The organism is Candidatus Zixiibacteriota bacterium, assembly GCA_036397555.1.
In the GTDB taxonomy this organism is placed as follows: Bacteria; Zixibacteria; MSB-5A5; order WJJR01; family WJJR01; genus DATKYL01.
In genome coordinates, this window is record DASWIS010000025.1 from 152,495 (window position 1) to 176,954 (window position 24,460).

17 protein-coding genes and 1 tRNA gene are annotated in these 24,460 nt (G+C 59.2%); 10 read left to right on the top strand and 8 right to left on the bottom strand.

All coding sequences use genetic code 11. The annotated features are described in order from the left end of the window. Complete coding sequence (gene trkA, locus VGB22_08280) at positions 1 to 1,359, top strand: Trk system potassium transporter TrkA (protein ID HEX9751264.1); 1,359 nt, start codon at positions 1 to 3, stop codon at positions 1,357 to 1,359. A gap of 14 nt (positions 1,360 to 1,373) precedes the next feature. Next, entirely contained in the window at positions 1,374 to 2,819 is a 1,446-nt protein-coding gene (locus VGB22_08285) for a TrkH family potassium uptake protein (GenBank protein ID HEX9751265.1), read from the top strand. Between the two features lie 75 nt (positions 2,820 to 2,894). On the opposite strand, the gene VGB22_08290 is transcribed toward VGB22_08285, so the two are convergent. Both VGB22_08290 and VGB22_08295 read right to left on the bottom strand, forming a co-directional pair. Further along, the gene (locus tag VGB22_08290; GenBank protein ID HEX9751266.1) at positions 2,895 to 4,223 is read right to left on the bottom strand and encodes an alpha/beta hydrolase-fold protein; all 1,329 of its coding nucleotides are present in this window, start codon (positions 4,221 to 4,223) and stop codon (positions 2,895 to 2,897) included. An 18-nt stretch (positions 4,224 to 4,241) separates the two neighbouring features. Continuing rightward, positions 4,242 to 5,690, bottom strand: a complete 1,449-nt coding sequence (locus tag VGB22_08295) for an outer membrane protein transport protein (GenBank protein ID HEX9751267.1) — start codon at positions 5,688 to 5,690, stop codon at positions 4,242 to 4,244. 378 nt (positions 5,691 to 6,068) lie between these two features. On the opposite strand from VGB22_08295, the gene uvrA reads away from it, so the two are divergent. From uvrA to VGB22_08310, 3 genes are all read left to right on the top strand, one after another. Next, positions 6,069 to 8,960, top strand: coding sequence for an excinuclease ABC subunit UvrA (gene uvrA, locus VGB22_08300; GenBank protein HEX9751268.1), 2,892 nt, complete (start codon positions 6,069 to 6,071; stop codon positions 8,958 to 8,960). A gap of 115 nt (positions 8,961 to 9,075) precedes the next feature. After that, positions 9,076 to 10,188: a glycine cleavage system aminomethyltransferase GcvT gene (gene gcvT / locus VGB22_08305; GenBank protein HEX9751269.1), complete on the top strand. Its 1,113-nt coding sequence runs from the start codon at positions 9,076 to 9,078 to the stop codon at positions 10,186 to 10,188. 20 nt (positions 10,189 to 10,208) lie between these two features. Beyond that, complete coding sequence (locus VGB22_08310) at positions 10,209 to 10,943, top strand: 2-phosphosulfolactate phosphatase (protein HEX9751270.1); 735 nt, start codon at positions 10,209 to 10,211, stop codon at positions 10,941 to 10,943. A gap of 36 nt (positions 10,944 to 10,979) precedes the next feature. On the opposite strand, the gene VGB22_08315 is transcribed toward VGB22_08310, so the two are convergent. From VGB22_08315 to VGB22_08335, 5 genes are all read right to left on the bottom strand, one after another. Continuing rightward, on the bottom strand, positions 10,980 to 12,623 hold the full coding sequence (locus VGB22_08315) for a DNA methyltransferase (protein ID HEX9751271.1): 1,644 nt from the start codon (positions 12,621 to 12,623) through the stop codon (positions 10,980 to 10,982). Between the two features lie 176 nt (positions 12,624 to 12,799). Continuing rightward, entirely contained in the window at positions 12,800 to 15,418 is a 2,619-nt protein-coding gene (locus VGB22_08320) for a c-type cytochrome (protein HEX9751272.1), read from the bottom strand. Positions 15,419 to 15,434: 16 nt separating this feature from the next. Continuing rightward, positions 15,435 to 16,304: a cytochrome C gene (locus VGB22_08325; GenBank protein ID HEX9751273.1), complete on the bottom strand. Its 870-nt coding sequence runs from the start codon at positions 16,302 to 16,304 to the stop codon at positions 15,435 to 15,437. 22 nt (positions 16,305 to 16,326) lie between these two features. Next, positions 16,327 to 17,100, bottom strand: a complete 774-nt coding sequence (locus VGB22_08330) for a cytochrome b N-terminal domain-containing protein (GenBank protein ID HEX9751274.1) — start codon at positions 17,098 to 17,100, stop codon at positions 16,327 to 16,329. Between the two features lie 23 nt (positions 17,101 to 17,123). Then, on the bottom strand, positions 17,124 to 17,810 hold the full coding sequence (locus tag VGB22_08335; protein HEX9751275.1) for a Rieske 2Fe-2S domain-containing protein: 687 nt from the start codon (positions 17,808 to 17,810) through the stop codon (positions 17,124 to 17,126). Between the two features lie 297 nt (positions 17,811 to 18,107). On the opposite strand from VGB22_08335, the gene VGB22_08340 reads away from it, so the two are divergent. The 3 genes from VGB22_08340 (at position 18,108) to VGB22_08350 (ending at position 19,212) form a co-directional block, all read left to right on the top strand. Continuing rightward, positions 18,108 to 18,194, top strand: a tRNA-Ser gene (locus VGB22_08340). Between the two features lie 376 nt (positions 18,195 to 18,570). Beyond that, complete coding sequence (locus VGB22_08345; protein ID HEX9751276.1) at positions 18,571 to 18,849, top strand: GIY-YIG nuclease family protein; 279 nt, start codon at positions 18,571 to 18,573, stop codon at positions 18,847 to 18,849. Between the two features lie 108 nt (positions 18,850 to 18,957). After that, on the top strand, positions 18,958 to 19,212 hold the full coding sequence (locus VGB22_08350; protein ID HEX9751277.1) for a GIY-YIG nuclease family protein: 255 nt from the start codon (positions 18,958 to 18,960) through the stop codon (positions 19,210 to 19,212). A 102-nt stretch (positions 19,213 to 19,314) separates the two neighbouring features. Here the strand turns inward: VGB22_08350 and VGB22_08355 are convergent, their stop codons facing one another. Next, complete coding sequence (locus VGB22_08355) at positions 19,315 to 20,199, bottom strand: thrombospondin type 3 repeat-containing protein (GenBank protein ID HEX9751278.1); 885 nt, start codon at positions 20,197 to 20,199, stop codon at positions 19,315 to 19,317. Positions 20,200 to 21,743: 1,544 nt separating this feature from the next. Between VGB22_08355 and VGB22_08360 the strand changes: the two genes are divergently transcribed. Both VGB22_08360 and VGB22_08365 read left to right on the top strand, forming a co-directional pair. Further along, the gene (locus tag VGB22_08360) at positions 21,744 to 23,075 is read left to right on the top strand and encodes an efflux RND transporter periplasmic adaptor subunit (protein HEX9751279.1); all 1,332 of its coding nucleotides are present in this window, start codon (positions 21,744 to 21,746) and stop codon (positions 23,073 to 23,075) included. Between the two features lie 42 nt (positions 23,076 to 23,117). Beyond that, the gene (locus VGB22_08365; GenBank protein ID HEX9751280.1) at positions 23,118 to 24,350 is read left to right on the top strand and encodes an ABC transporter permease; all 1,233 of its coding nucleotides are present in this window, start codon (positions 23,118 to 23,120) and stop codon (positions 24,348 to 24,350) included. Positions 24,351 to 24,460 lie beyond the last annotated feature (110 nt).

Consider the following 24,460-nt stretch of genomic DNA (forward strand, 5'->3'; position numbering starts at 1 on the left):
ATGGATATTATCGTCATCGGTTTAGGGGAGGTCGGCAAGCACATCGCCGGCGTGCTGGCCTCCGAGGGCCAGAATGTTACGCTCATCGATTCCTCCGAGAGCGCGCTGAGCCAGGCGCGCGAATCGATGGATGTTATGACGCTCTGCGGAGACGGCGGACGAATCTCAACATTGAACCAGGCCAACGTCGCCGGGACCGAACTGGTCATCGCGGTCACCGATAACGACGAAGTCAATCTGCTGGCCTGCCTGATGGCGAAGAAACTCGGTGCGGAACGTGTGATTGCGCGTGTCTCCGACACCGATGATCCGCTGGCTGAGGACAGTACGTGGGCCGCGAATCTCGGAATCGACCTCGTCATCAGTCCCGAACGCGCGGCCGCAGTCGAAATCGCGAGGATTGTCGAGACGACGGGCGTCACGTGGGTGGAGTCGTTCGGGGACGAACGGGTCGCCATGGTCCGTATGCGGATTCGAGAGGAATCCGCGCCCGCCGTGGGTCGGTCGCTTCTGGAATTGCGGCTTCCGCAGAATGTCCTGGTGGCGGCGATTCGTCGCAACGGACACCTGATCATCCCCGACGGAAGCGAGCGCCTCGCCGATTCCGATGAGTTGTATTTGATCGGAAAGACCGATGTCCTGCCGGAGGCGAGAACAGTCCTGGCCGGCCCGCAGAAACCCGTGTCGAAGGCGGTGATCGTCGGGGCCTCGCCGGTCGGACGTGCGCTGGCGCAGCTCCTGGAGGAGTCGAAGATCGACACATTCGTGGTCGAGAGGAGTGCGGAACGGGCCGAGGCCATGGCCATGCAGATTCGCCGCGGCGTGGTGGTTCGGGGTGACGCCACCAGCAGCGGGTTCATTCGCGCAGAGAACCTCAACAATGCGGACGTGCTGATCGCCGCGACTAAAAGCGATGAAGTGAACTTGATGGCCGGGCTGATCGCCAAGAAATCAGGAATCGCCAGCACGATCGTCGTGTCGCACAAGCCGGACTACATGTCCATTTATGAAGAACTGGGCATCGATACGGCCATCTCTCCGCGGTTGCTGGCGGCCAATCAGATTCTGCGCTACGTGCGTCGCGGTCGCGTGCTGTCGGTGAGCGTTCTTGCCGACGGAGCGGCTGAGTTCCTGGAAATGCAGGCGGAGGCGCGTACGCGGATCACATCGACCCCACTGAAGGACGTCGGTTTCCCCAAGGGCGTTCGCGTCGGGGCGGTCGTCACCGACGATGATGTCACGGTTCCCGGCGGCGACTTCGTCATCCCGGCGCATTCGCGCGTAATCGTTTTAACCACGCCCGAACAGCGGCAGGCGGTCGAGCGCCTGTTCCGCAAGCGCTCCTTCTCCATGTCCTGAACGGACACGTATCCATGAATGTGCGATCCGTCGTCCGCATGATCGGCCTGTTGCTTGTGGTCGAGGCGGGGTTTATGACGACCTCGATCGGGTGGGCGATCCGGGACGGCGATGTGGACTCGCTGCAACACTTCATCATCGCGTCGCTGATTACCGGGCTGGCGGGCTCTGTTTGCTTTGTCGTGGGACGCTCAGCGCCGACGATGATCCGCGCGCGGGATGCGTTGGCGACCGTCGGGATCGGCTGGCTGCTGGTGGGGGCGTTCGGCGCGATCCCCTATCTGCTGGAGGGTGCATTGACACATCCGGCCGACGCGTTCTTCGAATCGGCTTCCGGATTCACGACGACCGGTGCGACAGTGATCCGCGATGTCGAGATTCTGAGCCGGTCGCTGTTGTGGTGGCGTTCGCTGACGCAATGGATGGGAGGCGTCGGCATCGTTGTCCTTTTTATTGCCGTTTTCCCGCACCTGGGCGTCGGAGCGAGCCATCTGTTCCGCTCGGAAACGACCGGGCCGATTACGGAACGGCTGCGTCCCAAGCTGCGGCACACGTCGCGGCTGCTGTGGTACATTTATGTGGGACTGACCGGGGCCTGCGCGACGCTGCTGATCGTCGCCGGTATGGAGCCGTTCGATGCCATCTGTCATGCGTTCACGACATTGGCAACCGGCGGCTTCTCAACAAAGAACGCCAGCATCGCGGCGTATTCGTCGATCTCGATCGAACTCATCATACTTCTGTTCATGTTTCTGGCGGGGATCAACTTCGGCCTTTACTACCGAGCGGCTTCCGGGCAGCCGGGGGAGCTTTGGCGTGATGCGGAGTTTCGCACGTATACTGCGGTGGTCGTAGTCGCAACCGTTCTTGTTACCGCCGCCATCTTGCCACAGAAAGAGACGTTGGGGCACGCCCTTCGATACTCCGTGTTTCAGGTCGTCTCACTTCAGACCGCAACCGGTCACGCGTCCGACGACTTTGACCGGTACCCCGAGTTCGCGCGTCTCTTGCTGCTGAGTCTGATGTTTGTCGGGGGCTCAGCGGGTTCCACGGCGGGCGGAATCAAGGTCATTCGCATCCTTGTTTTGGGGCGCGCGCTGGTCAACCAGCTCGTCAAATCGTTTCAGCCCAGTGCCGTGCTGGCGGTCCGCGTCGGTCAAGCGGCTCTGGACTCGGGAACGGTCAAGAGCATCAGTGTGTTTTTTGCGGCGTTTCTCGGCGTCTTTCTTTTTGGCACACTTTTGTTGACGATGATGGGGCTGGATATTATCAGTGCGGCATCGGCGGCAGTCGCATGCCAGTCGAACGTTGGACCGGGGCTGGGCACCGTTGGCCCCACCAAGAATTTCGCTGCGGTCCCCCATGCCGGGAAAATGATCCTCAGCTTCATGATGATCGCCGGACGCCTGGAAATCATGACGGTGCTGGCGCTGCTTGTTCCCGCATTCTGGCGCCGGTAGTCATGTAGCGCGTACGACAATACGGGCCGCCTGCGGGATTCGCAGGCGGCCCGTCGATACATATCGCGATGACGATCAGGGCTGCGGCGGTGTTGGCGGACGCGTAAAGGATTGATCGTGAAACTTGATGATGGTCCGCAGCCGATCGGCGATCAACTGACTATGCCCGGCCACGACGCGGCCGAATCCCTCGTATTCGATGAATTCGTGTGCGACTCCCGCCTCCATCAATGTCTGGTGGAAATCCTGGTTCATTCCCAAATAGCCGAGTTCGTCTTCGACGCCGCAGTCGATGTATATTGACATATCTTCCATAAACATGGGATCGGCCCCGCGCTTCTGCAGGAAAATGTTCTTGATGTCCGAAGAATCCCTCCAGAGCGCCCAAATCGAATCGACCAGCACCCCCTGCTGATCGAACAGCATGTTCAGGCCGACACCGAGCGTATCCGCGCCGCGATCGGTCAACTCGAGTGTGTAGGATCCGGCCGCGCGCGGCGAGAAGAAATCCCACGGATAGATCGTATCCTTGCGCACAACGAACGGCAATTGGACAATGAGCGTGCCGACCGAGTCGAAGGTCCGCAGCGGGTGAGGTGAGAACGCCGCGGCCATGGCGGCGTACAGCCGCGTCGCCGGACGCGTCAGCCCCGCTTCAATGAGGTTGTAGACATCGCTGTCCGGATCGGGCACGATGATGCTGTTTTCCGTGAACACCTGATCCAGTAACCCGCCATCGCTGAGTATGCCGAAATCGGAATCGACATCGCCGAAAGACAACGGGCCCGACATCGAGGACACGGCTCCGAACATTTCCGGATGCTGCATGGCATAGTACATCGCGCCGTATCCGCCCATGCCGTGCCCGGAGATGGCCCGCGCCCGCCGCCCGCCACCGGTGTAGACGCGCGTGGTCCGTTCCATGTGCGCGATCAGTTCACTCAGCAGCGCTTCATATCGTCCCAGGGTCGATGCATCGCGGTAATACGAGCCACCGAGGTTGTTCGATGCATCGACCGTCACTACCATCATGCGGCCGATTTCATTGTTGCGGTACAGGTCGTCGAGAATCTCCTGCAGATTGTAACGCTCAAAGTAGTCCGCGCCCCCCGGCACACCCGGCTCGAGGAAATCGTGCAGCAGGTAGAGCACCGGAAACGGCTGCTGCGGCAGATTCGTCGGCAGCGGTGTCGCGTACGCGGTGTAGATGAATCGCGCCGTGGGATCGCCGAAGTCGTTGCGCCGCAGTATATCAAAGCTCGTCGTCTGAATCTCCGGCGTGGTCGTGTTGGTCCCATCGGGAAACAATGGCCCTTCCCGCTCGGCGCAGTTGGTGAGCATCGCCGACGGGATTCCGACCGCCAGGAGTATCATGAGACGCGTCTTAAGTCTTGTGCTCAGCATCGTGCTCTCTCTCCCGCCTCAAAAGCCATAAGTGATGGAGAACAGTGTTTCATACCGTGTCTGTGAGTACTGGCCGGGGAACACGTCGACGGCCGGATCGCCCTCCCCGCCGGCAATGTGCTTCTCCGAATAGAACGCCAGCTCCTGCGCGGCGGCAAAAGTCCAGCGTCCGGTCACCGAATACGCGACGCCGCCGGTGACTCCGACGCTGCTGCCCAGCGAGGGAAAGCTGATCGAGGACGTTCGGTCATTGGACGCGCTCCCGTCGTAGTAGGCTCCGCCGAGAACGGCCACATTCTCCCTCAGCACGTATTCAAACCCTCCGGAGACGCGGATCTGGTCTTCCCACTCGAACGGGACCGTTACGGACTCGACCAAGAGCGTATCCAATTGCCGATTAAGCGCGCCATCCGTAAACTCGAATGTCCATTCATCGACCGACGACCAGAACGTTAACGCGGCGTCGAAGGCCAGCGTCAGCCGTTCCCCAGCGCGGATGCCAACGCCGGCGCCGACCTCCGCCGGAAGGTCCAAATCAAACTTGTAGTTCGACGAGGAATGCTCCTCGGCGCTTCGACCCGGGTTGTCAACACCGGCATAAAAGGTCCTTTGGAATCCATCGAGGATCATGAGACTGTCGAGCGGAAAGTCCCGGGGCCATGCCATGTCGAGCGTCGCCGTGCCCTCCATCGGGATGTGCACCGGGCTTTGAACACTCAGCCCGACGGACACGTTGTCGGAAGCGCGCCAGAACAAGCCGACGTTGGCGCCGACCCCGAAGCCATTGCCGTCGGTGCGGAAATCGGCCGCAAATGAGTGGAAGGGATAGACATCGTAGGGGGCGTCCATGGTGTTATCAACGAAAAGAATGCGATTGTAAACCAGGTCGCCGTTGGTCAGCGCAATCCCCGCGCCAAGAGAAAAGTTCTCACCAAACTTTCGCGCGACGACCGGATGAATGTCCAGCACATCCATATCCGTCCGGTATTCCTGCTTGGGAAATTCGTAGTCGGTGTCGTACGCCGATGGTTGTGCGTAAATGTCCCAGCCGAAGTTAACATCGTGTGGCCAGAAAACCGCCGCGCCCAGCGCGAGCCCTTCGGTTTGCTCGGGAAGGTAGACTCCACCCATCGAGGGCGTCGGCCAGAGGTCATCCACCGGGAAATTGTCCTTGCCGTTGGCCCAATGGAAGCCGAGATCGGCGCCGCTACCGGATACATCGGGATTGTAGGTCAGCCGCGGGCTGTATAATCCCAGCGTGAGATTCAATTGGTTGGACTCCATGAACGCCAGCCCGGCAGGGTTGTAGCGCGCTGCGCTCCAGTCATCGGCCAGGCCGCGAAATGATCCGCCCATTGAGCGCGCTTTAATTCCAACGCCGGGGACGGCGAACCCGGCAGCGTACGTTGGCGTTGTGATGCCCACGGCGAACAGTGCCGCGACCGCACAACACACAGTGCTTAACATCGTTCGATTCATAGCGATCAATTGCGCAGCTCCTGGATTGAAGTGCTGAGAGTTCACGGAGAATACCGAGTCATTGGTTCACGGCCGAAGAAAGCAGCCGGCAATCTAAAACTCGGTTACGACCGGGGTCAAACGCTTTCTGGATTTCCGGTTATGGGCCTCCCACATGCTTTTTCTCAGCACGGTAGACTGCCCCATCGGGCCAGTCAATCCCATTACAGCCGGGCTGTGGGTTTATTCCCGCCATTTCGAATCTCTTCGCGAAGCCCAGTCACATTCTCCGACTAACGATTGCACGAGTGGATCGCGCTGAATAACTTGCTAAATTCGCTCCGGGGCGCGAGTCGATGCCGTCGGGCGCTATCACAGTGAGGATATATGCCGGGGAGTATTCACATCAAAGGCGCCCGTGAGCACAATCTCAAGAATCTCGATCTGGAGATCCCCCGGGATAAGCTGGTGGTGATTACCGGCTTGTCCGGATCGGGCAAGTCGTCTCTGGCCTTCGACACGATCTACGCGGAGGGGCAGCGGCGCTATGTCGAGTCGCTGTCGGCGTATGCCCGTCAGTTTCTCGGTCTGATGGAGAAACCGGATGTCGATTTCATCGACGGCCTCTCCCCCGCCATCTCGATCGAGCAGCGCAGCTCGGCCCGCAACCCCCGTTCGACGGTCGGCACAGTGACGGAGATCTACGATTACCTGCGGTTGCTTTTTGCTCGGGTTGGCCAGCCCCATTGCTTCAAGTGCAAGCGCCCGATCGCGCGGCAGACAGTCTCGCAGATGGTCGACCGGGTTCTCGAACTGCCGATGAAAGCGCGCATCATGGTCTTGGCGCCGTTGGTCGTGGGCCGCAAGGGCGAGCATCGTGACATCTTAGAGCAAATCAAGCGCAAGGGCCTGATCCGCGTCCGGGTCGACGGCGAGGTCTGCGATCTGGAGGAAGTCCCCAAACTCAACAAGAAAACCAAGCACACGATCGAGGCGGTCGTGGATCGTCTTGTGATCGGTCCGGATGTCAAAACGCGCCTGGCCGATTCGCTGGAAACATCCCTGCACCTGTCCGGCGGCAAGGCGCGCGTGGCGGTGCCCAAGTGTGAGGAGATACTGTTCTCGGAAGAATTCGCCTGCCCCCATTGCGGAATCTCATTCGAAGAGCCCACGCCGCGCCTGTTCTCATTCAACTCGCCTTTCGGTGCGTGTCCCACGTGCGATGGTCTCGGCCAGAAGATGGAGATCGATCCCGATTTGGTTGTGCCCGACCCCAAGCGCTCGATCTTCGAAGGCGCGATCACGCCATGGGGCGAGGACCCGGCCAACTGGTATCGGTACATGCTGCGCGGCGTCGCCAATCACTTCAATTTCAACTTCAAAACGCGATTCTGTGATCTGCCCGCGGAAGCGCGCCGCGTCGTGCTGTTCGGATCGGGCGGAAAAGAATTCAAGTACTCTTACGAGCACCGCGGCGGCAAAGGCAAAGGAGAGTTCACCGGGGCATTCGAGGGCGTCATTCCCAACCTCGAGCGACGGTACCGCCAGACCGAATCGTCGTCCGTCAGGCATTGGATCGAGCAGTACATGCGCGTGACGCCGTGCCCGACCTGCAAAGGCGCCCGCCTGAAGCCCGAGGCGCTGTCGGTCAGGGTCGGCGAGCGGTCGATTCAGGACGTCGTGGGAATGTCGATCCGGCTCGCCGCCGGGTTTTTCGGCGAGCTGCGATTGAGTGCGCGGGACAAGCAAATTGCGCGACAAATACTCAAAGAGATCAACGAGCGCCTGCGTTTCCTGATCAACGTTGGGCTGGATTACATTACGCTGGACCGTGCTGCCCAGACACTCTCCGGGGGCGAAGCGCAACGCATCCGTTTGGCAACGCAGGTCGGGTCCCGGCTGGTGGGGGTCCTGTACATTCTGGACGAACCGTCCATCGGCCTGCACCAACGCGACAACCGCCGGCTCCTTGACACGTTGACCGGGCTGCGCGATTTGGGAAATACGGTCGTCGTTGTCGAGCATGACCGTGAGACGATCGAGTCGGCCGACTATGTCGTCGATCTGGGCCCCGGCGCCGGAAAGAACGGTGGTGAGATTGTGGCCGTCGGAAAGCCGTCGCAGATCAAACGAGCCCGCGGGTCGCTGACGGGTCAGTATCTCTCGCACAAAAGAAGCATCCCGGTCCCCGTCACGAGGCGCTCCGACAACGGACGATCAATCCGTCTGGCCGGGGCGTCCGGCAACAATCTCAAGAGCGTGACCGTGGAAGTGCCGTTGGGATTGTTGACGTGCGTGACGGGTGTCTCGGGATCGGGGAAATCGACGCTCATCAACGAGACGCTGTACCGGATTCTGGCCGATCACTTCTACAACGCGCGCCAGGCGCCGCTGGAATACAAGCAGATCAGCGGATTGGATCAGATCGACAAAGTCATCGATATCGACCAATCGCCGATCGGGCGCACGCCGCGCTCCAATCCGGCGACGTATACGGGGGTGTTCACACATATCCGTGACTTGTTCGCCCAGCTTCCCGATGCCAGGATACGCGGGTACGATCCGGGACGGTTTTCATTCAACGTGAAAGGGGGGCGCTGCGAGGCGTGCGAGGGCGACGGCATCCTCAAGATCGAGATGCACTTTCTGCCCGATGTCTATGTCCCCTGCGAGGTGTGCAAGGGGAAACGGTACAATCGCGAGACACTGGAAGTGCTCTACAAAGGCAAGAGCATTGCGGACGTGCTGGACATGACGGTCGACGAAGCGCTGGAGTTCTTCGTCAGCATCCCCAGGATCAAAAACAAGCTGATCACTCTGTCGCGCGTCGGACTGGGGTACATCCACCTGGGTCAGCAGGCGACGACGTTGTCGGGCGGCGAGGCGCAGCGTGTCAAGCTCTCGACGGAGCTGTCCCGCAGTGCGACCGGACGCACACTGTACATTCTCGATGAGCCGACCACCGGATTGCATTTCGAAGATATCCGCATGCTGCTGGAGGTTCTCAATGAACTGGTCGACCGCGGCAATACGGTCGTGGTCATCGAGCACAACCTCGATGTCATCAAGACCGCCGACTGGATCATCGACCTGGGCCCGGAGGGCGGCGATGACGGCGGAGAGATCATTGCGTGCGGGACACCGGAGGAGGTCGTCAAGATCAAGCGCTCGCACACCGGCTTGTTTCTGCGGCGCGAACTGGGCATGAGCGCACAGACCGGACAGAGAACGGCGGCGAGCCGGCGACAGCGGCGCATGGCCGAGGCGGCGGTCGCATGACCAAAAGCCCTTGATCGTCCGCAGCAACTGAGGGAAGTTGACGTGATCGGAGCGCGATACGGCGCTGCGAGTGACTGGAGCCGACGGCACTCCTCGGAGATCAGGCGGCACTGTTATGACCGACATTCCGGCCGACGCACGCGAGACACCACTGACGAAGGTGCATGAGTCGCTTGGGGCGCGGATGGCGCCGTTCGCCGGGTACAAGATGCCGATCCAGTACTCCGGCATTATCCCCGAGCACAAGGCGGTGCGCACCGCCGCCGGGATTTTCGATCTGTCGCATATGGGCGAGATCGAAGTGTCCGGGCCGGGGATGCTCGACTTTCTCGAGCGGATGTTGACGAACGATGTCGGCGCCGTCGGTGTCTATCAGGCGCAGTACAACCTGATGCTCAATGACGACGGCGGCATCGTCGACGATCTGGTCCTCTACCATCTGCCCGGCAAAGCGTTCCTGGTCGTCAATGCCTCCAATATCGAGAAGGATTTCGATTGGCTGGCGTCTCATGCCCCGACCGGCGTTCAGGTCCGGAATCGGTCGTTCGATACCGCGTTGGTGGCGATTCAGGGACCAAGGGCCGCGGCGTTGGTCGGCAAGCTCATCGCATTCAACTTAGAACAGATCGGATTCTACCACGCCGCGGTGGGCAATGTCGGCGGCACCGCTGTGCTGATTTCGCGTACCGGATACACCGGTGAGGATGGATTCGAAATCTATCTGCCCAATGAACTGGCCAAGCCGTGCTGGGATGCGGCGATGATCGCCGGGGAGGAATTCGGCATCACGCCGATTGGCTTGGGTGCGCGCGATACGTTGCGGCTGGAAATGAAGTACATGCTCTACGGCAACGATATCGACGACACGACCAATCCCATCGAAGCGGGATTGGGCTGGGTGGTGAAGATCGACAAACCGCACGATTTCATCGGCAAGAAATTCGTCGCGGCGATGAAAGAGTCGGGGCCGCCGCGACGTTTGGTTTGCTTTACGATGGATCAGCGCGCCATCCCACGCAGCGGATGCGCCATACATCAGGATGGCAAAGCCGTTGGAAGAGTGACCTCCGGGACCCACTCGCCGTCACTGGACAAAGGCATCGGTATCGGCTATGTCGAGCGTTCGGTGGGCAAAGTCGGCGACACTCTGGAGGTTATGATTCGCGACAGACCCGCACGCGCCACTCTCATCAAGCCGCCATTCGTGACCAACACCAGCCGCAAGTGACGCGGCGCTCGAGTCCGCCCATGCACATCGCCGTCAGTCTCGCACCGGCCGCCCGGCGCGCCGACTGTCTTCTCATGGGCGACGCGCTCGGCGCCTACGTTGTCATCGACATCCTGCGCGCGTCGGCAGTGATTTGCACGGCGCTCGCCAATGGCGCGGCGTCCGTCATTCCGGTCGACGATGTCGAACCCGCGCGCGAGAAAAGAGAAGAGCCGGGATTGTCGGATGCGCTTTTGTGCGGCGAACGCGGCGGACACAAGCTTCCGGGGTTCGACCTCGGCAATTCGCCGTCGGAATACACCCGGAAAGTGATCGGCGGGAAAACGCTCATACACGCGTCCACGAACGGTTCTCCGGCGCTGCAAAACGCCCCTCAGAAAGCCGTCGTGATGGTCGGGGGGCTGGTCAACCTGACAGCGGTTGCTGAACAGATTGTCGCGCTTAACCGCCCCACCATGCTCGTCTGCGCGGGAAAGAATGATCGCGTGGCTTTGGAAGACGCTGTCGGGGCGGGAGCAATCATCGCCAAGCTCTGGGAGTTGATCGAATCCGTCGAGTTGGTCAACGATGGCGCCACAATCGCACAGTCGCTATGGGACCAGTACAAATCAGAGCCCGTGTCCGCGATGTGGCAAAGCGAGCACGGCCGATATTTGATCAGCGTCGGTTATGGCGCCGATTTGTCGGTCTGCGCAGCGATTGATTCGGTGCCGGTGGTGCCGGTGATGAGAAACGGTGCTCTTGGCCCTAAGTAGGGCGGGCTCTGCCCGCCAGCCAACACCCAAATGCTTTTACTCGTTGAATAGTTGGCGTTGGTCGTCTCGTCGCATGAGCTTACGCCCACCGCTTTTAATCATGTAGCCCCGGGGAAGATCGAATTCCTCCTCCTCTTCAAGCAGCTCCTTCACAGTCCTGAGTTGTAGTTTCGGAATCTTCCTTTTGCCGCCCGGCGATTCGAAGAATCCGACTTCGTCCGCTGCGTCGCGCATTCCCTTGGTCGGTGACTCAAGAGAGATGAAGAAACCCATCGCCGCTTTCTCACGATCAATGACATGCGCGAAGTCGCGGATCATGCCGGGGTTGAGATGACCGCCTTTGACCTGAACCACAGCCCATTGCAGATTCTCGTCCAAATCCTGGAAGTAGACTTTCCCGTCAATTCCCTTATCGCCGGCCTTGTCGGGCTGTGGAACGCCATAGGTCAGACGGACAGCCCACACCTCGAATTGCTTGGGACTCTCCTCGAACAGCCTTCGCGCAGAGTAGGTGTCCTTCGGATCTCCAACGACGGCGTAGTGCTTGCCAGTCTTCAAATCGAAATCTTGCGCAAGTCGGCTGATAATCAGGTCCACCGCCACAAAGGTGACATCAATACCGACCCACCGGCGATGGAGCTTCTCCGCCGCAACGACTGCTGTGCCGCATCCGCAGAACGGATCGAGCACCAGATCGCCTTCATTCGTTGAGGCCGCGATGATGCGCTCAAGAAGCGCGAGCGGCTTCTGTGTTGGGTAACCAGTCCGCTCGTGAGATTGCGCACTGATAGGCGGGATGTCTGTCCACATGTCGCCCACGGGGGTTCCCTCTTGCTCATCGAGAAAGCGCTTCAATCGAGGGACGTTGCCTGGCTTTGTCTGTACGATGAGCCCGTCGCGAAGCGCTTTCTGCATGCGTTCTCTGGTCCATCGCCAAACGCGAGTCACACCCATGAATTCGTAGGTCAGATTGGGTCGGTTGGGGTTGGGATTGATCAAACTCGTAAGTTGGTATCTTCGTCCCGATTCATGGTCTGTCTGTGCATAGAAATCCTCAACGTATCCGGGGTCATGTGGCATGTGTTGCGAATTCCAAGTGAACTTGGATGACTTTGTGTAACGAAGAATCACATCATGGTTTCTGGCGAATCGTGTGAAGGCATGGCCCTTTGCCCACGTCCTCTTCCAGACGATTTCATTTCCGAAGTGTCCCGCTCCGAATACAGCATCAAGCACGATCTTCAGATAATGACTCGCCGCAGGGTCACAATGCAGAAACAGCGTGCCCGTCGGCTTCAGCACTCGGTGCAACTCCACTAGGCGCGGTGTCATCATGACGAGATACGCCATCATCTCGCTCGTCCCGAGCACTCTATGCAAAGCCTCCATCAACTCGAACAATCGCTCGTTGCGAGAATCTTCGAAGAACTCCTCGTAATGCGACTTGCTCCACTTCCAGGTGTCCTCAAACGCCAAAATCTGCGCCTGATTTTCGTCTCGTTGGGCCTGCTTGAACAGAACGTTGTAATCGCGCGCAGAGTTAAAGGGTGGGTCGAGATAGACAACATCGACGGACTCATCGGTCAGATGCTGGCGCATGACCTTGAGGTTGTCGCCATAGTAGAGCGTATTCTGAGGCGGGTGTGGCTTTCGAGCTTTCGATTTTGATTTCTGTTTCATGATGAGGTTGTCTCGTCAGTAATGATGTGCTGTCGGAACTGTTCGCGAAAGGATTTCATTCGCAAGGCCGCCACCCGAGGGCGGGTGGCGGGCACGGATCGTGGTCACGGAGTAGGAGTGCGGTGTATTGGGTCGGCACAGGCCTAAGGGCCCGTGGCATCTCAAGATCTACAAAATCACATCGGCCGCAGGGTCATCAGGTAGTCGCGGATGGCGCGGATTTGCTCGTCGGCGTCGTCGTAGAGGCGCTCACCCTCAGAATAGAAGAACGACGGCATGTTGGTGCCGGGGTCGATGGCCTGCGGATCGATCAGCCAGTCGATAATCCAGTCGGGCCGTAAGCGTTCGTGCGCCAGCGCCAGGTTCGGCGCCAAGCTCGATGCCCCGCGCTGGGAGAGCGCTTCTTCCGTGAGAACATGGCATGACAGGCATTGCAACTCGTCGAAGTGCTGCCTGCCGGCGCGGATCGATTGCGGGGCGAGATCTTCGGCGTGCAGATACATCAGGGGCGCGTCGACGTCGCTGATCGCCATGAAGTACTGGCTGACCGTCGTGATCTCCGGACCGGTCAGGTTGAACGTCGGCATGCGCAGACTCAGCCACGCGCGAATGGGTGTCGGCTCCTGCAGGAAACGGAACAGCCAGTCGGATTGGACTTTGGCCCCCTCGGGCGTCAGGTTGGGCGGCTGGTAGCCGCGATCGGCCACATACGCCTGAATGTCGCCGCCGCGCCCTTCGATCGTGTGGCAGCCGGTGCAATTGTAGTGTTCGGCCAACAACTGTCCTTCGCGCAGGCGCTGCCTGTGGTCCGTCTGGGGCTCACGGTATGCCTCGAAAACTTTGCGCCCATCAAACGACTTCAAGAGCATGGTGTACAGGTGCGCCTTCTCATCGGACATGGCGAAGTCGGGCATGCGCTGCACGACTTGTTGCGTTTCGTAGATGCGTGAATCCTTCATTTTGTTGAAGGTCCAGTCATGCCAAGTCTCGGGCAAATGGGTCGCATCTCCGAAAAACAACTCGCTGTGATCCTTGGCGCCGAACGCCGTCAGCTCGACCGATACCTTCCCTTCCTTCTCCATGCCCGGAATGGTATGGCAGCCATAGCAGCCGTAAGTGCGGACCCAATGTTCGCCCTGGCCCGCAAGATCGTTACGCGGACGCGACGATGTGGAAACGCTCTGCGGCGTGTATGAATCGTCTTTGAGCGTCAGCAGATACGCGGTGATGTCGGACGCCTCGCGGTCGGTCAGTCGCAGCGACGGCATCCTCGTTTCGGGATTGTAGCGGCGTGGATTCTTAAGCCAGCCGTACACCCAGGCGGCGGCAGCCTTGTTGCCGATGCGGGAGAGATTGGGACCATGATCGATTGCAGCGGCGCGCTCGACATCGACCGCACGATCAGCCAAATCGTCGATGTGATGGCAGCCGAGGCAGCCGACACTCGCGACCAGCTCCCGACCACGGGAGACATCGCCGCGCGACCCCATCACCGGCCAATCGGGGGCCGGCTGGTCCTCCGAGATATCCCGCAGGAACGCGACGACGGCGACCACTTCGGAATCTGGCATGCGGAAGTTGGGCATGCGCGTATCGGGACGGAAGTGTCGCGGATTCTTGATCCAGTCGGCCATCCAGGATTCCGTCAGCTTGGTCTTCACTTTGTCCAGCGGCGGCGCGACCTTCGGCAGGTTGTTGTATCCGGCGATGTCGTGACAGCCGAAGCAGCCGTCACGGCGCAGCATTGTCTGCGCCTCCATCAAATGTTCGGCGTTATCGAGCCAGGCGCGATCGGAGTGACACTTCTGGCAACCGGCCTCGACCATGTTGTTGGCCAGAAGCGGATGATCCCAGTATTTCTTGGGGCGATGCGCATCCTCGACGGTGAGGGCCGGCCCCTGCCCGTCATGGCACGGAGTGCATCCGAATGCCTCGGTTGGATGGTTCTTAAAGTAGATGTCCTTCTTCGGATGCGTGGTGAACGGCTGCGGCGAGTCGGTAAAACGATCATCAGTGATACCTTGATGGCATGTCTGGCAGCGATCGACGCGAATGATCGGGTTTTCAAATTCGTTGGGTTCGTAATCTGACAACACAACCTGTTGGACCTTCAGGGTGCGTGCCTGGATCGCAGCAACACGTTCATCGATGTTGGCGATCTCCTGCGTGCGACCCTGGATGAGCCCGTCGAGCGAGTCGATCGGCCCCTCGAATGCATCGAGTCGCATCTGGACTGAGTCGCGCGCGGCCGCTTTCTCCTGAATGATCGGCAGGAGCGAATCCATCAGCCGCAACTGCTTGTTGCAGTCCTGGGCCAAGGATGTCGTGTCGTCACCGTGATGCTTCGCCTCGGTGTAGAGGTAAAACTTCTCGTCGTAGATGCTTTTGGCGAATTGGTACTTTCGGTTGACCAGTTTGAGCGCGAACTCCCGGTCGATCAACTCGCTCTGCGCTGTCCGATAGTCGGGATTGGAGTGCAGCGCGTCGTGCATCTGCGCCAACTGCGCCTGCAATGCCGGCGTCTGCTGTTCGGGTGTGCGCGCGGCTTCGTCGGCGGCGGTCTGAGCAACCAGCGAATCACGCCGCGCGAGGAACAAGACGGTTTCGTGCGCATTGAACGACTTCTGATATTCTTTCCACGGCCGCCGGACGATCACCTCATCGGCGACGGCCCATAAGGTCCCGAGCGCCAGGAACAGAGACAGGACAAAAAACACCATCCCATAGGGACGGGTCTCGACCGGAACGTCGATGCGTTTGGGCTCGCCGGACTGGGCTGCGACAGTATCGTTCATAATCGCGATTATGGGGTCAGACGTTAAACCAGGGGGTCACCCAGACATACTTGATGTTGAGCGTCCAGCGCAGAAGCATCTTGATCGGCAACGCCATCATCGAGAGAAACAGGAACGAGACGATGCCGTAGCGGACCAGCCCCATTTGTTGCAGCACAGCGGAACTTTTTCTCTTCCAGAACCAGTACAAGGGCCCGAGCGCGAAGTAGCCCCCGACGATGATGAAACCGAAGATGCCCGCGCCCAGCTTGGAGTGAATCCCGAACATCTCATGCAGGTCGACGTTGGTGAGGGCGACAATCTTGTGCGGATCCCAGGTCACCCACGGATAGAAGAAGTACCATCCCGGCCCGCGCAGGAAGGTGCCGACGAAGATCAAAATCACCCAGAGCACGATGAAACCGAAAAGATATGTCCAGATCGCGAACCTGCGTTGTTGATAGGAATAGTAGCCCGAGCCGCGCGGGTTGATATCGATGAACGGAATGATCATCAGACCGACGATGATCAAGCTCGGAAGCACCACGCCGGCGATCCAGGGATCGAAGTAGACCAGCATCTCCTGCAACCCCAAAAAATACCAGGGCGCCTTCGACGGATTCGGTGTACGGGTCGGATTGGCGGCCTCTTCCAATGGCGCGTCGATGAAAATTGACCAGACAGTCAGGATCGCGAGAACCAGTATCGCTGCCAGAAATTCGATCCGCACCAAGAAGGGCCACACCGAAACCTTGTCGGGCGGCGGCAGTTCTCCGGTGGCCGCGATTGATGCATCGTTGCGCCTGGCCTGGCTCAGTCCCCACCACGTGTAAAAGCCCACGAGGAAGAGCATGATGACAATCGGGATGTTGTCACCCTTGCTGACGATGTCCCAGAGTTGATGCATGCTCTCTCAATCGGAGGCGACGCTACAGTTTCCCCGTGGGACCGGAAATGCCGCCGTCTTTTCGGACGCGCCAGAAGTGAACGATCATCAACACACCGGCCGCGACCGGCAGGAACACACAGTGCAACACATAGAATCGCAGCAGCGCTGCCGGACCCACCTGGGTGCCGCCCAGCAACATGAAACGCACATCGTTATCGGGCTTCATCCCAAGCTGCGGTCCCAATGGCCCCTCATGTCCCAGCAGCGGAGTGGCGCGGGCCATGTTGGTGCCGACCGTGACCGCCCAGATGGCGAGCTGATCCCACGGCAGCAGATACCCGGTGAAGCTCAACAGAAGAGTGAGAACAAGCAGCACGACACCGATCACCCAGTTGAATTCGCGCGGCGGCTTGTAGGAGCCGGTCATGAAGACGCGCAGCATGTGCAGCCAGACGGTGATGACCATCGCATGCGCGCCCCAACGGTGCATGTTGCGGATGAACGCGCCGAAGGGTACATCGTTCATCAGGTACTTCATGTCGTAGTAGGCGTACTGATCGGTCGGACGGTAGTAGAACATCAGGATGACACCGGTGACGGTCAGCACGAGAAACAGAAAAAAGGAAATGCCGCCCATGCCCCAGGTGTACCGCACCTCGACCGCATGCCGCGCGACCTTGGTCGGATGCAGGTGCAGCCAGACATTCGAGAGCACCTGCAGATAGCGGTTGCGCGTCGTGTCCTTGTAGTCGTGGCGAAACGCCGACTTCCAGACCGGCGATTTGGTGATCTTCTTTTTGAGGTCAAACGCCATGATCGATCCCGATTCCTCGTTCTTCAAACCGGCAGGTATGCCTGCGGATTGTCCCAGCCATTGTTCTCAAAGAGAAACTTGACTGACCGGTCGACTAAGATTTCTCCGGTTTCGGCGCGCGCGACCTTCAGCCGCTCCAGTGAGCGCGGCGCCGGACCCTCGAAGTTGACTCCCGAGCGATAAAACCCTGAGCCGTGGCAGGGGCACTTAAACTTGTCCTCTTTCTCCAGCCAGCGTGGGGTGCATCCCAGATGCGTGCAGATGCCCAGGAGAGCGTAGATGCGGTCCTGCTCACGGATGATCCAAACGCGATAGTCCTTCATCCACTTGGTCGAAACGGTGCCGGGGAGATACTCTTCGGGAAATCCGGCGCGAAAGATCGGCGACGGCTCGAACAGAACGCGCGGAAACATGTAACGCAGCGTCCCGACCAGCATGACGCCGAGAAACGAGAATATCCCCACCCAGCCGATTTTTTCGAGGAAGCCGCGCCGTGAGACGCGCCAGATATTCCCTTCGCCCTCCGCTTCAGTCGTACGCCGCAGACCGTCGGCTTTCTTCTCGGGGCGAGGCGGCAACGGCTTCTTGGCCGGTTCCGCCAGTTTCTCCTTGGGAGAGACCGACTTAACCGGCGGGCCAAGCGGCTCGGGAGCAGATTGGCCTTCGCCTGCAACAGACCCTGCCGTTTTATCGTCGTCTGGCTCTGCCATAAACCGAGTGATTCAAGTACCTGCTTTTCCCGGCAAAGCATCTGACAGGGCCCTATCAGAGAAGCCGGTACAAGACGATGATTTTACTTTGCATCCCCAATCATGTCAAGCTTATACAAGGTTTTGGGCCGATTTGAACGGGTCCGAATCCTGCCTTATCAACTGCGTCTGTTCGGCAGGCATTGGGGTGGATTTGATCTCAGGGGGCGGCTATGTTTGTGACCCGTCGATGGATTCCTTCCCTCATTAAGTAATTGACGGTCCGGGATCGTCGTCGATGTTTGTGTTGCGAATGCAGGAGAGGTGGCCGAGAGGCTGAAGGCAGCTGCCTGCTAAGCAGTTGGCGGGGAAACCCGCCCCCGGGTTCGAATCCCGGCCTCTCCGTTTATCCTGAGCGAATTCGGCCGCAGGCCGAATGAGTCGAAGGATTGGATGACCGGGTTTCCTTCGCTCCGCTCAGGATGAACGAATCCCGGGCTTTATCCTGAGCGAATTCGGCCGCAGGCCGAATGAGTCGAAGGATTGGATGACCGGGTTTCCTTCGCTCCGCTCAGGATAAACGAATCCCGGGGTTTATCCTGAGCGAATTCGGCCGCAGGCAAAGCGAGTCGAAGGATTGGATGACCGGGTTTCCTTCGCTCCGCTCAGGATGAACGAATCCCGGGCTTTATCCTGAGCGAATTCGGCCGCAGGCCGAATGAGTCGAAGGATTGTCCTGAGCGAATTCGGCCGCAGGCCGAATGAGTCGAAGGATCACCCGATGACCACTGAATCCAAACCGTGGTTCGTCTATCTGGTCCGTTGTCGCGACGGATCGATCTACGCAGGAATTACAGATGACATCGAAGCGAGAATCACCAAACACAATAGTGGCAAGGGCGCCAAATACACGGCACAACGTCGGCCAGTCACTTTGTTATTCTCCGAACGTCATCCCGATCAGGGGAGCGCGCGACGTCGCGAGATTCAACTGAAAGGGTGGACGCGAGCAAAGAAGGAGGAACTCATCACCGGGTTTCCTTCGCTCCGCTCAGGATAAACGAATCCCGGGCTTTATCCTGAGCGAATTCGGCCGCAGGCCGAATGAGTCGAAGGATTGTCCTGAGTGAGTCCCGGCGAAGCCGGAACGAGTCGAAGGATCGGTGAAATTCGCAAGAAATCTCAGCCCTGGTACGTCTACCTCGTCCGTTGCGCCGACGACACGATCTACACCGGCATCACCAACAACGTCTCCGCTCGTATCGAAAAACACAACAACGGCATCGGCGCGAAATACACGTCGACGCGCGGGCCGGTTGCGCTGATCTATCAGGAGAAACACACCGATCAGGGCAGCGCTCTGAAGCGCGAGACACAGATCAAACGGTGGAGTCGGGAGCGGAAGTTGAAGTTGGTGTTGTAGGGGCACAGCGTGCTGCTTGTCCTGAGCGAAGCGAATGGGTGCCCTTTTCAAGTTGAGGGCACGGCGCGCCGTGCCCCTACGAAACCCATTCGGACAATCCTATCACCCGCACGGGTTGCAATACACCGCATTCGGATCGCCGTTGCGAAACGCGACATCGACAAACTTCACGACATCGAACACGTTGGTCACTGCGTCGCAATTGACATCGGTCCGTTCACGAGGGCACAGCGGATCGGTGACCGGCGTACCCGCGCGAAACGCGACATCGACCGCCGCGACGACGTCGAAGACATCGACGACGCCGTTGCATACGGGATCGGCGTGGCAAGGACAGGAGCAATCGCAGACATCGCCGATGTTGTTCCCATTTGTGTCGGACTGATCGGGATTGTAGACTGTTGGACAATTGTCCACGCTCCAGCAGACAGAGTCGCCGTCCGGATCGTTGAGCGGATCGAACGGGCAAAGATCGCAGGCGTTGCCGATACTATCGCCGTCGGAGTCAGTCTGCGATGCATTGAACACAGTCGGACAGTTGTCGCATGAATCGGCTACGCCGTCTCCGTCAGTCTCTTCCTGCAGCGGGTTAAAGACACTGTCGCAGTTGTCGCAGGCGTCACCAATCCCGTCCCCGTCTGCGTCGGCCTGATTCGCATTCGCGACAGTCGGGCAGTTGTCGACATTGCCGCAGATTCCATCCTGATCGATGTCATTGGACACGTCGAACGGACACGGGTCGCACACATCGCCCAACGCATCGCCATCAGCATTGGCCTGCGCGGGATTGTGGTCGAGTGGGCAGTTGTCGCAGGCGTCGCCTAAGCCGTCCATCTCGGTGTCGATCTGTGTGGCATTTGGCAACAGCAAGCAATTATCACACGAATCGCCGACGCCATCGCCATCCTCATCCTCCTGGTCTGCATTCGACGCGGAGGGGCAATTGTCGCAGCCGTCTCCGACTGAGTCCTCGTCTGTATCGGACATGCTCTCGCATGTGAGATTGATGCGGAGCGTGAACATCCCACCATTGTATGAACTTGCAGCAATATCGAGATCTCCATCTCCGTCCCAGTCCACCAGGATGTGCCCCAACGTGGTTCCATAATCGCAGATTATCGGAGGGTCTATGAGCGTACCCGCGACATTCTCCCAAAGCCGCGTGTCGGAATTGAAGTCGGTGGCAATGAGATCTACATCTCCATCGCGATCCACATCACCTGCAACGGCTCCACCCGCTTGGAAACCTGCGGTAAGGGTATCCCAGTTCTCAAACGTACAATCTCCATGTCCCCTCAGGAGTGTGACCGCCGATGCACCGTTGTTTGAAACCGCCAGATCGAGCAATTCGTCATTGTCAAGATCCTCGCATGCCAACCCTGTTGGCCGGTCAGGAACAAGGTAGTCACCAAACGGTGCGAGTTGCCCATCCGCATTCTTGAAAATCAGGACTCGATCTCCATCGATTGCAGAGACAGCAACATCCCGCAATCCGTCTCCATCAAAGTCTCCGGTGATGACATCTATCGGACCGCCGGAAGCTGGATAAGCGGTGTATGGCGTGAGGAATCCTGCGGAAGAGTTGTAATACACGCCAAGAGTGCCGCTCCCACTATTGACGAATAGAATCTCAGGCAGCGAATCTCCATCCAAGTCTACGGCATGGGGGTTGTAGGGATTGCTACCTGCGGGCAGTGTGCTTGAGGTGAATGATCCAGTCCCGCCGTTGGTGAACAACGTGAGTGTTGCACTCCCATGATTCGTGACCACAAAGTCGAGGTCGCCGTCATCGTCAAAGTCCGCAATCGCCGTTCCTGTGGGTGTGCTACCTACAGCCAATGGGCTGCCCGCCGAGAAGTTGTTGGAGCCATCATTCCATATGACTTGAGCGGTACCGTCCGCCTCGTTCGCTAGTACGAAGTCTGTCGCGTTGTCGCCGTTCAGATCGCCAGCGGATACGCCGTTTGGGTGGGTACCCACCGTGACAGTCTGGTGATGGAGGAACAGGCTGCAATCGATTGCTTGAACTCGCGCGATCAAGGTGAGCAGAAGAATAGGCACGAGCAGTGAAGTCCGCCACTGGCGCATGGATGCCTCCGGGATTTCGAGGTGAGTACGGAACAGACCGAAATCTAAACTGGCGCGGGTTTGATGATTTGTCAACGAGCGCGTGGTGATAATAATGTGAAGATTTGCAGAGGCGGCGGTATCGGGGCGGTGTGTAGGGGCGTATCCCCCGGCTTCGCTCGGGACAAGTTGCAACGCCCCTACGGGTTAGGGGCGGAGCGCTATGAATCGTCATTGTGGCCATCGATGCCCTCACCCTCCCCTCTTTCCCTCGACGCGGCTCGGGGTCGATGGGCCGCCTGCGGCGGGCCGGGTGAGGGCGGTGTCTGATTCTCCCTCACCTTAATCCTCTGTCCCTCGGCTTCGCGCGGGACCTGCGGCCACCGGGAGAGGGTGAAAAACCTCCCAACCCAATCCCCCGCAACAATCGCCCGCGGCATCCGTAAATGCGGATTATGAGGAAAATGAAAAAGCGTACCAAACGGCTCCTGATCGGAGGTGGGCTGGTCGTTGTGGTGGCGGTGCTCGCGATCGTCACCCTCTCCGGGTCGGATGAAAAACAGACGGTCGTGCAGGCCGATCTGGTGGTCCAAGACGACATTTCCGAGCTTGTGACCGCCTCGGGGCGCATCCAGCCCCAGACCAAGGTCGACATCGTCGCCGAGGTCTCCGCGCAGGTCCATGCGATCTTCGTAAAGGAAGGCGACTGGGTTGAACGCGGCACACCGCTGCTTTTGCTGGACACGATCCAGTTGAAGACCGATGTGCAACAGGCACGCTTCTCATATGATGAAACGACGGCCCGGACCGAGGCGGCCAAGGCACAATATGAGAAGGACAAACTCGAGTACGACCGGCAGAAGGCGCTGCACGCGCAGAATCTGACCTCGGAGACCGCGTACAACGAGGCAACCTATACCTACGAGAACTCCCGCGCCAACCACGAGGCGATGCTGGCGCAGGTGAAGACCGCGCAGGCGCGGCTCGACAAGGCGCAGGACAACTTACGCAAGACGCGCATCGTCGCGCCGATGGCAGGGGTGGTCACGTATCTGAATGTCGAGGTCGGCGAGATCTCGCAGGCGCAGACGTCATTTACACAGGGCAAGACCCTGATGACCATTGCCGACCTCTCGATCTTCGAGGTCGAAGTCGACGTCGACGAAACCGAAGTCGCTCAGATCGATCTGGAGCAGAAGTCGAAAATCCGTGTGGATGCGTTCCGCGATACGACATTCGAGGGGCGCGTCGTCGAGATCGGCAATTCCGCACTGATCATCGGCGAGGGGACGGAGAACTACACGACCAGTTTCCGCGTGAAAGTACGGTTTGTGGAGGCGCATCCCGGAATCCGTCCCGGCATGTCGGCGACGGTCGATGTGACCACGGCCACCGCTGATGACGCACTGCTGGTTCCATACGCATCGGTGGTGACGCGCGAAATCGATCCCGATTCCGCCAATCTGAAGCAGACCGATGCGCCGGAGAGCACAATTCTTGCCGCAGCCCATGCGGAAGAGACGCAATCGGATACAACCGCCGAGGGGGCAACCCAGGACGGCAAGAAAAAGAAGAAAGTGAAGAAGTCCGGCGTATTTGTCGTGCGTGACGGCAAGGCGCACTTTGTCGAGATTCAAACCGGAATCGCCGACGAGCGCAACATCGTGGCGCTCTCCGGGCTGGCGCCGGGCGACACGGTTGTTTCCGGATCGTTCCAGACCCTTCGGAAGCTCGCCGAGGGCGACATGGTCAAGATCGAGCAAAGCTCACTGGACAACATGAAAGACGACGGCTAAGACGCGGCATCGGCCCAAATCCGCGCTTCGCCTACGGCAGTCATGGTCATCCTGTCATTGATCGTCGAATCGCTCGCCGCGCTGTGGGCGAATCGTCTGCGCTCCTTCCTGATCGTGGTCGGCATGGTCATGGGGGTGGCATCGGTTATTACGATCGTATCGACGGTCGAGGGAATGCAGTCGAACATCGAGGAAGTATTCGACTCCATGGGGCCGCAGAGCTTTATGGTCTCGCGCATAGGGTTTTCGATGTCGATGGCGGAGTATCTGGAGCGACTGCGCCGCAAGAAACTGACGCGGGGTTTGATCCCGATCATCGAGGAAGGGTGTCCCGACTGCGCGGCCGTCGGGGCCGAGGGATACTGGTCCGTCCATGTCAAGTATGGGGCCAAACGGGTCCCCTGGGTGTCGGTCGAAGGCCAGACCCCGAATATGCTGGAGATCACCTCGCGCGACGTCGCGATGGGACGGTTTCTCTCGGACGAAGATGACGCCCGGCGGCGAAAGAGCGCGTTCATCGGGTACCGGATTTACGAACGGCTTTTCGCGGAGATCGGCGAGACGGACGCTGTCGGCAAACGCATCAAGCTCGACAGCGAGGAATTCACCGTCGTCGGCGTCGCCAAAGAGATGGGGGGCATGTTCGGTGAGGATATGGACGAGTTTGTCGTGATCCCGCTCTCGACACTGGAGAAACTCTATCCGCGCCCCGGCAATCCTGTCAATCTCGTGATCAGCGCGGTGTCGCTCGAACGGCGTGAGCGCGCCATCGATCAGGTTCGCTCGACCGTCCGCGCCGCGCGGGGGTTGGGGTACGAAGAAATCGACGACTTCGAGATTTTTACGCCGGAGACGATCCTCAGCTTCATCAACGACTTCACGCGCGCGTTTCGCGTCATCATGGTCTCGTTGCCGCTGGTGTCGATCATCGTCGGCGGGATCGTCATCATGAATATCATGATGATTTCGGTCACCGAGCGGACGCGCGAAATCGGCATCCGCAAATCGCTCGGGGCGCGCCGGCGCCATATCATGGTGCAGTTCTTGTATGAATCGGTGATTTTGTCGCTGATCGGAGGGGCGCTCGGCATCTGGCTGGGCATCATCCTCGGGCGCTTGATCCTGACGTCGTGGATGGACATCCACTTTTCGCCGACGACGCTGGCCATCATTCTCGGTTTCGGCATCTCGACGGGCGTCGGTCTGTTCTTCGGCATCTACCCGGCGATGAAGGCGGCGCGGATGGACCCGATTAAGGCGTTGAGCTTTGAGTAGCAATCTATGAGGACGAGTATGGTCGCATGTCGATACTGTCATGCCCAGCGGCATCACGCCTGCGGTGGGATGCAGGCGAAGCATCTGCTCTCATCTACATGCGAAAAGCA

Excerpts from the sequence above, each read along its gene's own strand:
- VGB22_08355 (HEX9751278.1), bottom strand. The coding sequence starts at position 20,199 with ATGTCCGATACAGACGAGGACTCAGTCGGAGACGGCTGCGACAATTGC.
- VGB22_08290 (HEX9751266.1), bottom strand. The coding sequence starts at position 4,223 with ATGCTGAGCACAAGACTTAAGACGCGTCTCATGATACTCCTGGCGGTC.
- trkA (HEX9751264.1), top strand. The coding sequence starts at position 1 with ATGGATATTATCGTCATCGGTTTAGGGGAGGTCGGCAAGCACATCGCC.
- VGB22_08335 (HEX9751275.1), bottom strand. The coding sequence starts at position 17,810 with ATGGCAGAGCCAGACGACGATAAAACGGCAGGGTCTGTTGCAGGCGAA.
- VGB22_08295 (HEX9751267.1), bottom strand. The coding sequence starts at position 5,690 with ATGTTAAGCACTGTGTGTTGTGCGGTCGCGGCACTGTTCGCCGTGGGC.
- VGB22_08325 (HEX9751273.1), bottom strand. The coding sequence starts at position 16,304 with ATGCATCAACTCTGGGACATCGTCAGCAAGGGTGACAACATCCCGATT.
- VGB22_08365 (HEX9751280.1), top strand. The coding sequence starts at position 23,118 with ATGGTCATCCTGTCATTGATCGTCGAATCGCTCGCCGCGCTGTGGGCG.
- VGB22_08345 (HEX9751276.1), top strand. The coding sequence starts at position 18,571 with ATGACCACTGAATCCAAACCGTGGTTCGTCTATCTGGTCCGTTGTCGC.
- VGB22_08310 (HEX9751270.1), top strand. The coding sequence starts at position 10,209 with ATGCACATCGCCGTCAGTCTCGCACCGGCCGCCCGGCGCGCCGACTGT.
- VGB22_08360 (HEX9751279.1), top strand. The coding sequence starts at position 21,744 with ATGAAAAAGCGTACCAAACGGCTCCTGATCGGAGGTGGGCTGGTCGTT.
- VGB22_08285 (HEX9751265.1), top strand. The coding sequence starts at position 1,374 with ATGAATGTGCGATCCGTCGTCCGCATGATCGGCCTGTTGCTTGTGGTC.
- gcvT (HEX9751269.1), top strand. The coding sequence starts at position 9,076 with ATGACCGACATTCCGGCCGACGCACGCGAGACACCACTGACGAAGGTG.
- uvrA (HEX9751268.1), top strand. The coding sequence starts at position 6,069 with ATGCCGGGGAGTATTCACATCAAAGGCGCCCGTGAGCACAATCTCAAG.
- VGB22_08315 (HEX9751271.1), bottom strand. The coding sequence starts at position 12,623 with ATGAAACAGAAATCAAAATCGAAAGCTCGAAAGCCACACCCGCCTCAG.
- VGB22_08320 (HEX9751272.1), bottom strand. The coding sequence starts at position 15,418 with ATGAACGATACTGTCGCAGCCCAGTCCGGCGAGCCCAAACGCATCGAC.
- VGB22_08330 (HEX9751274.1), bottom strand. The coding sequence starts at position 17,100 with ATGGCGTTTGACCTCAAAAAGAAGATCACCAAATCGCCGGTCTGGAAG.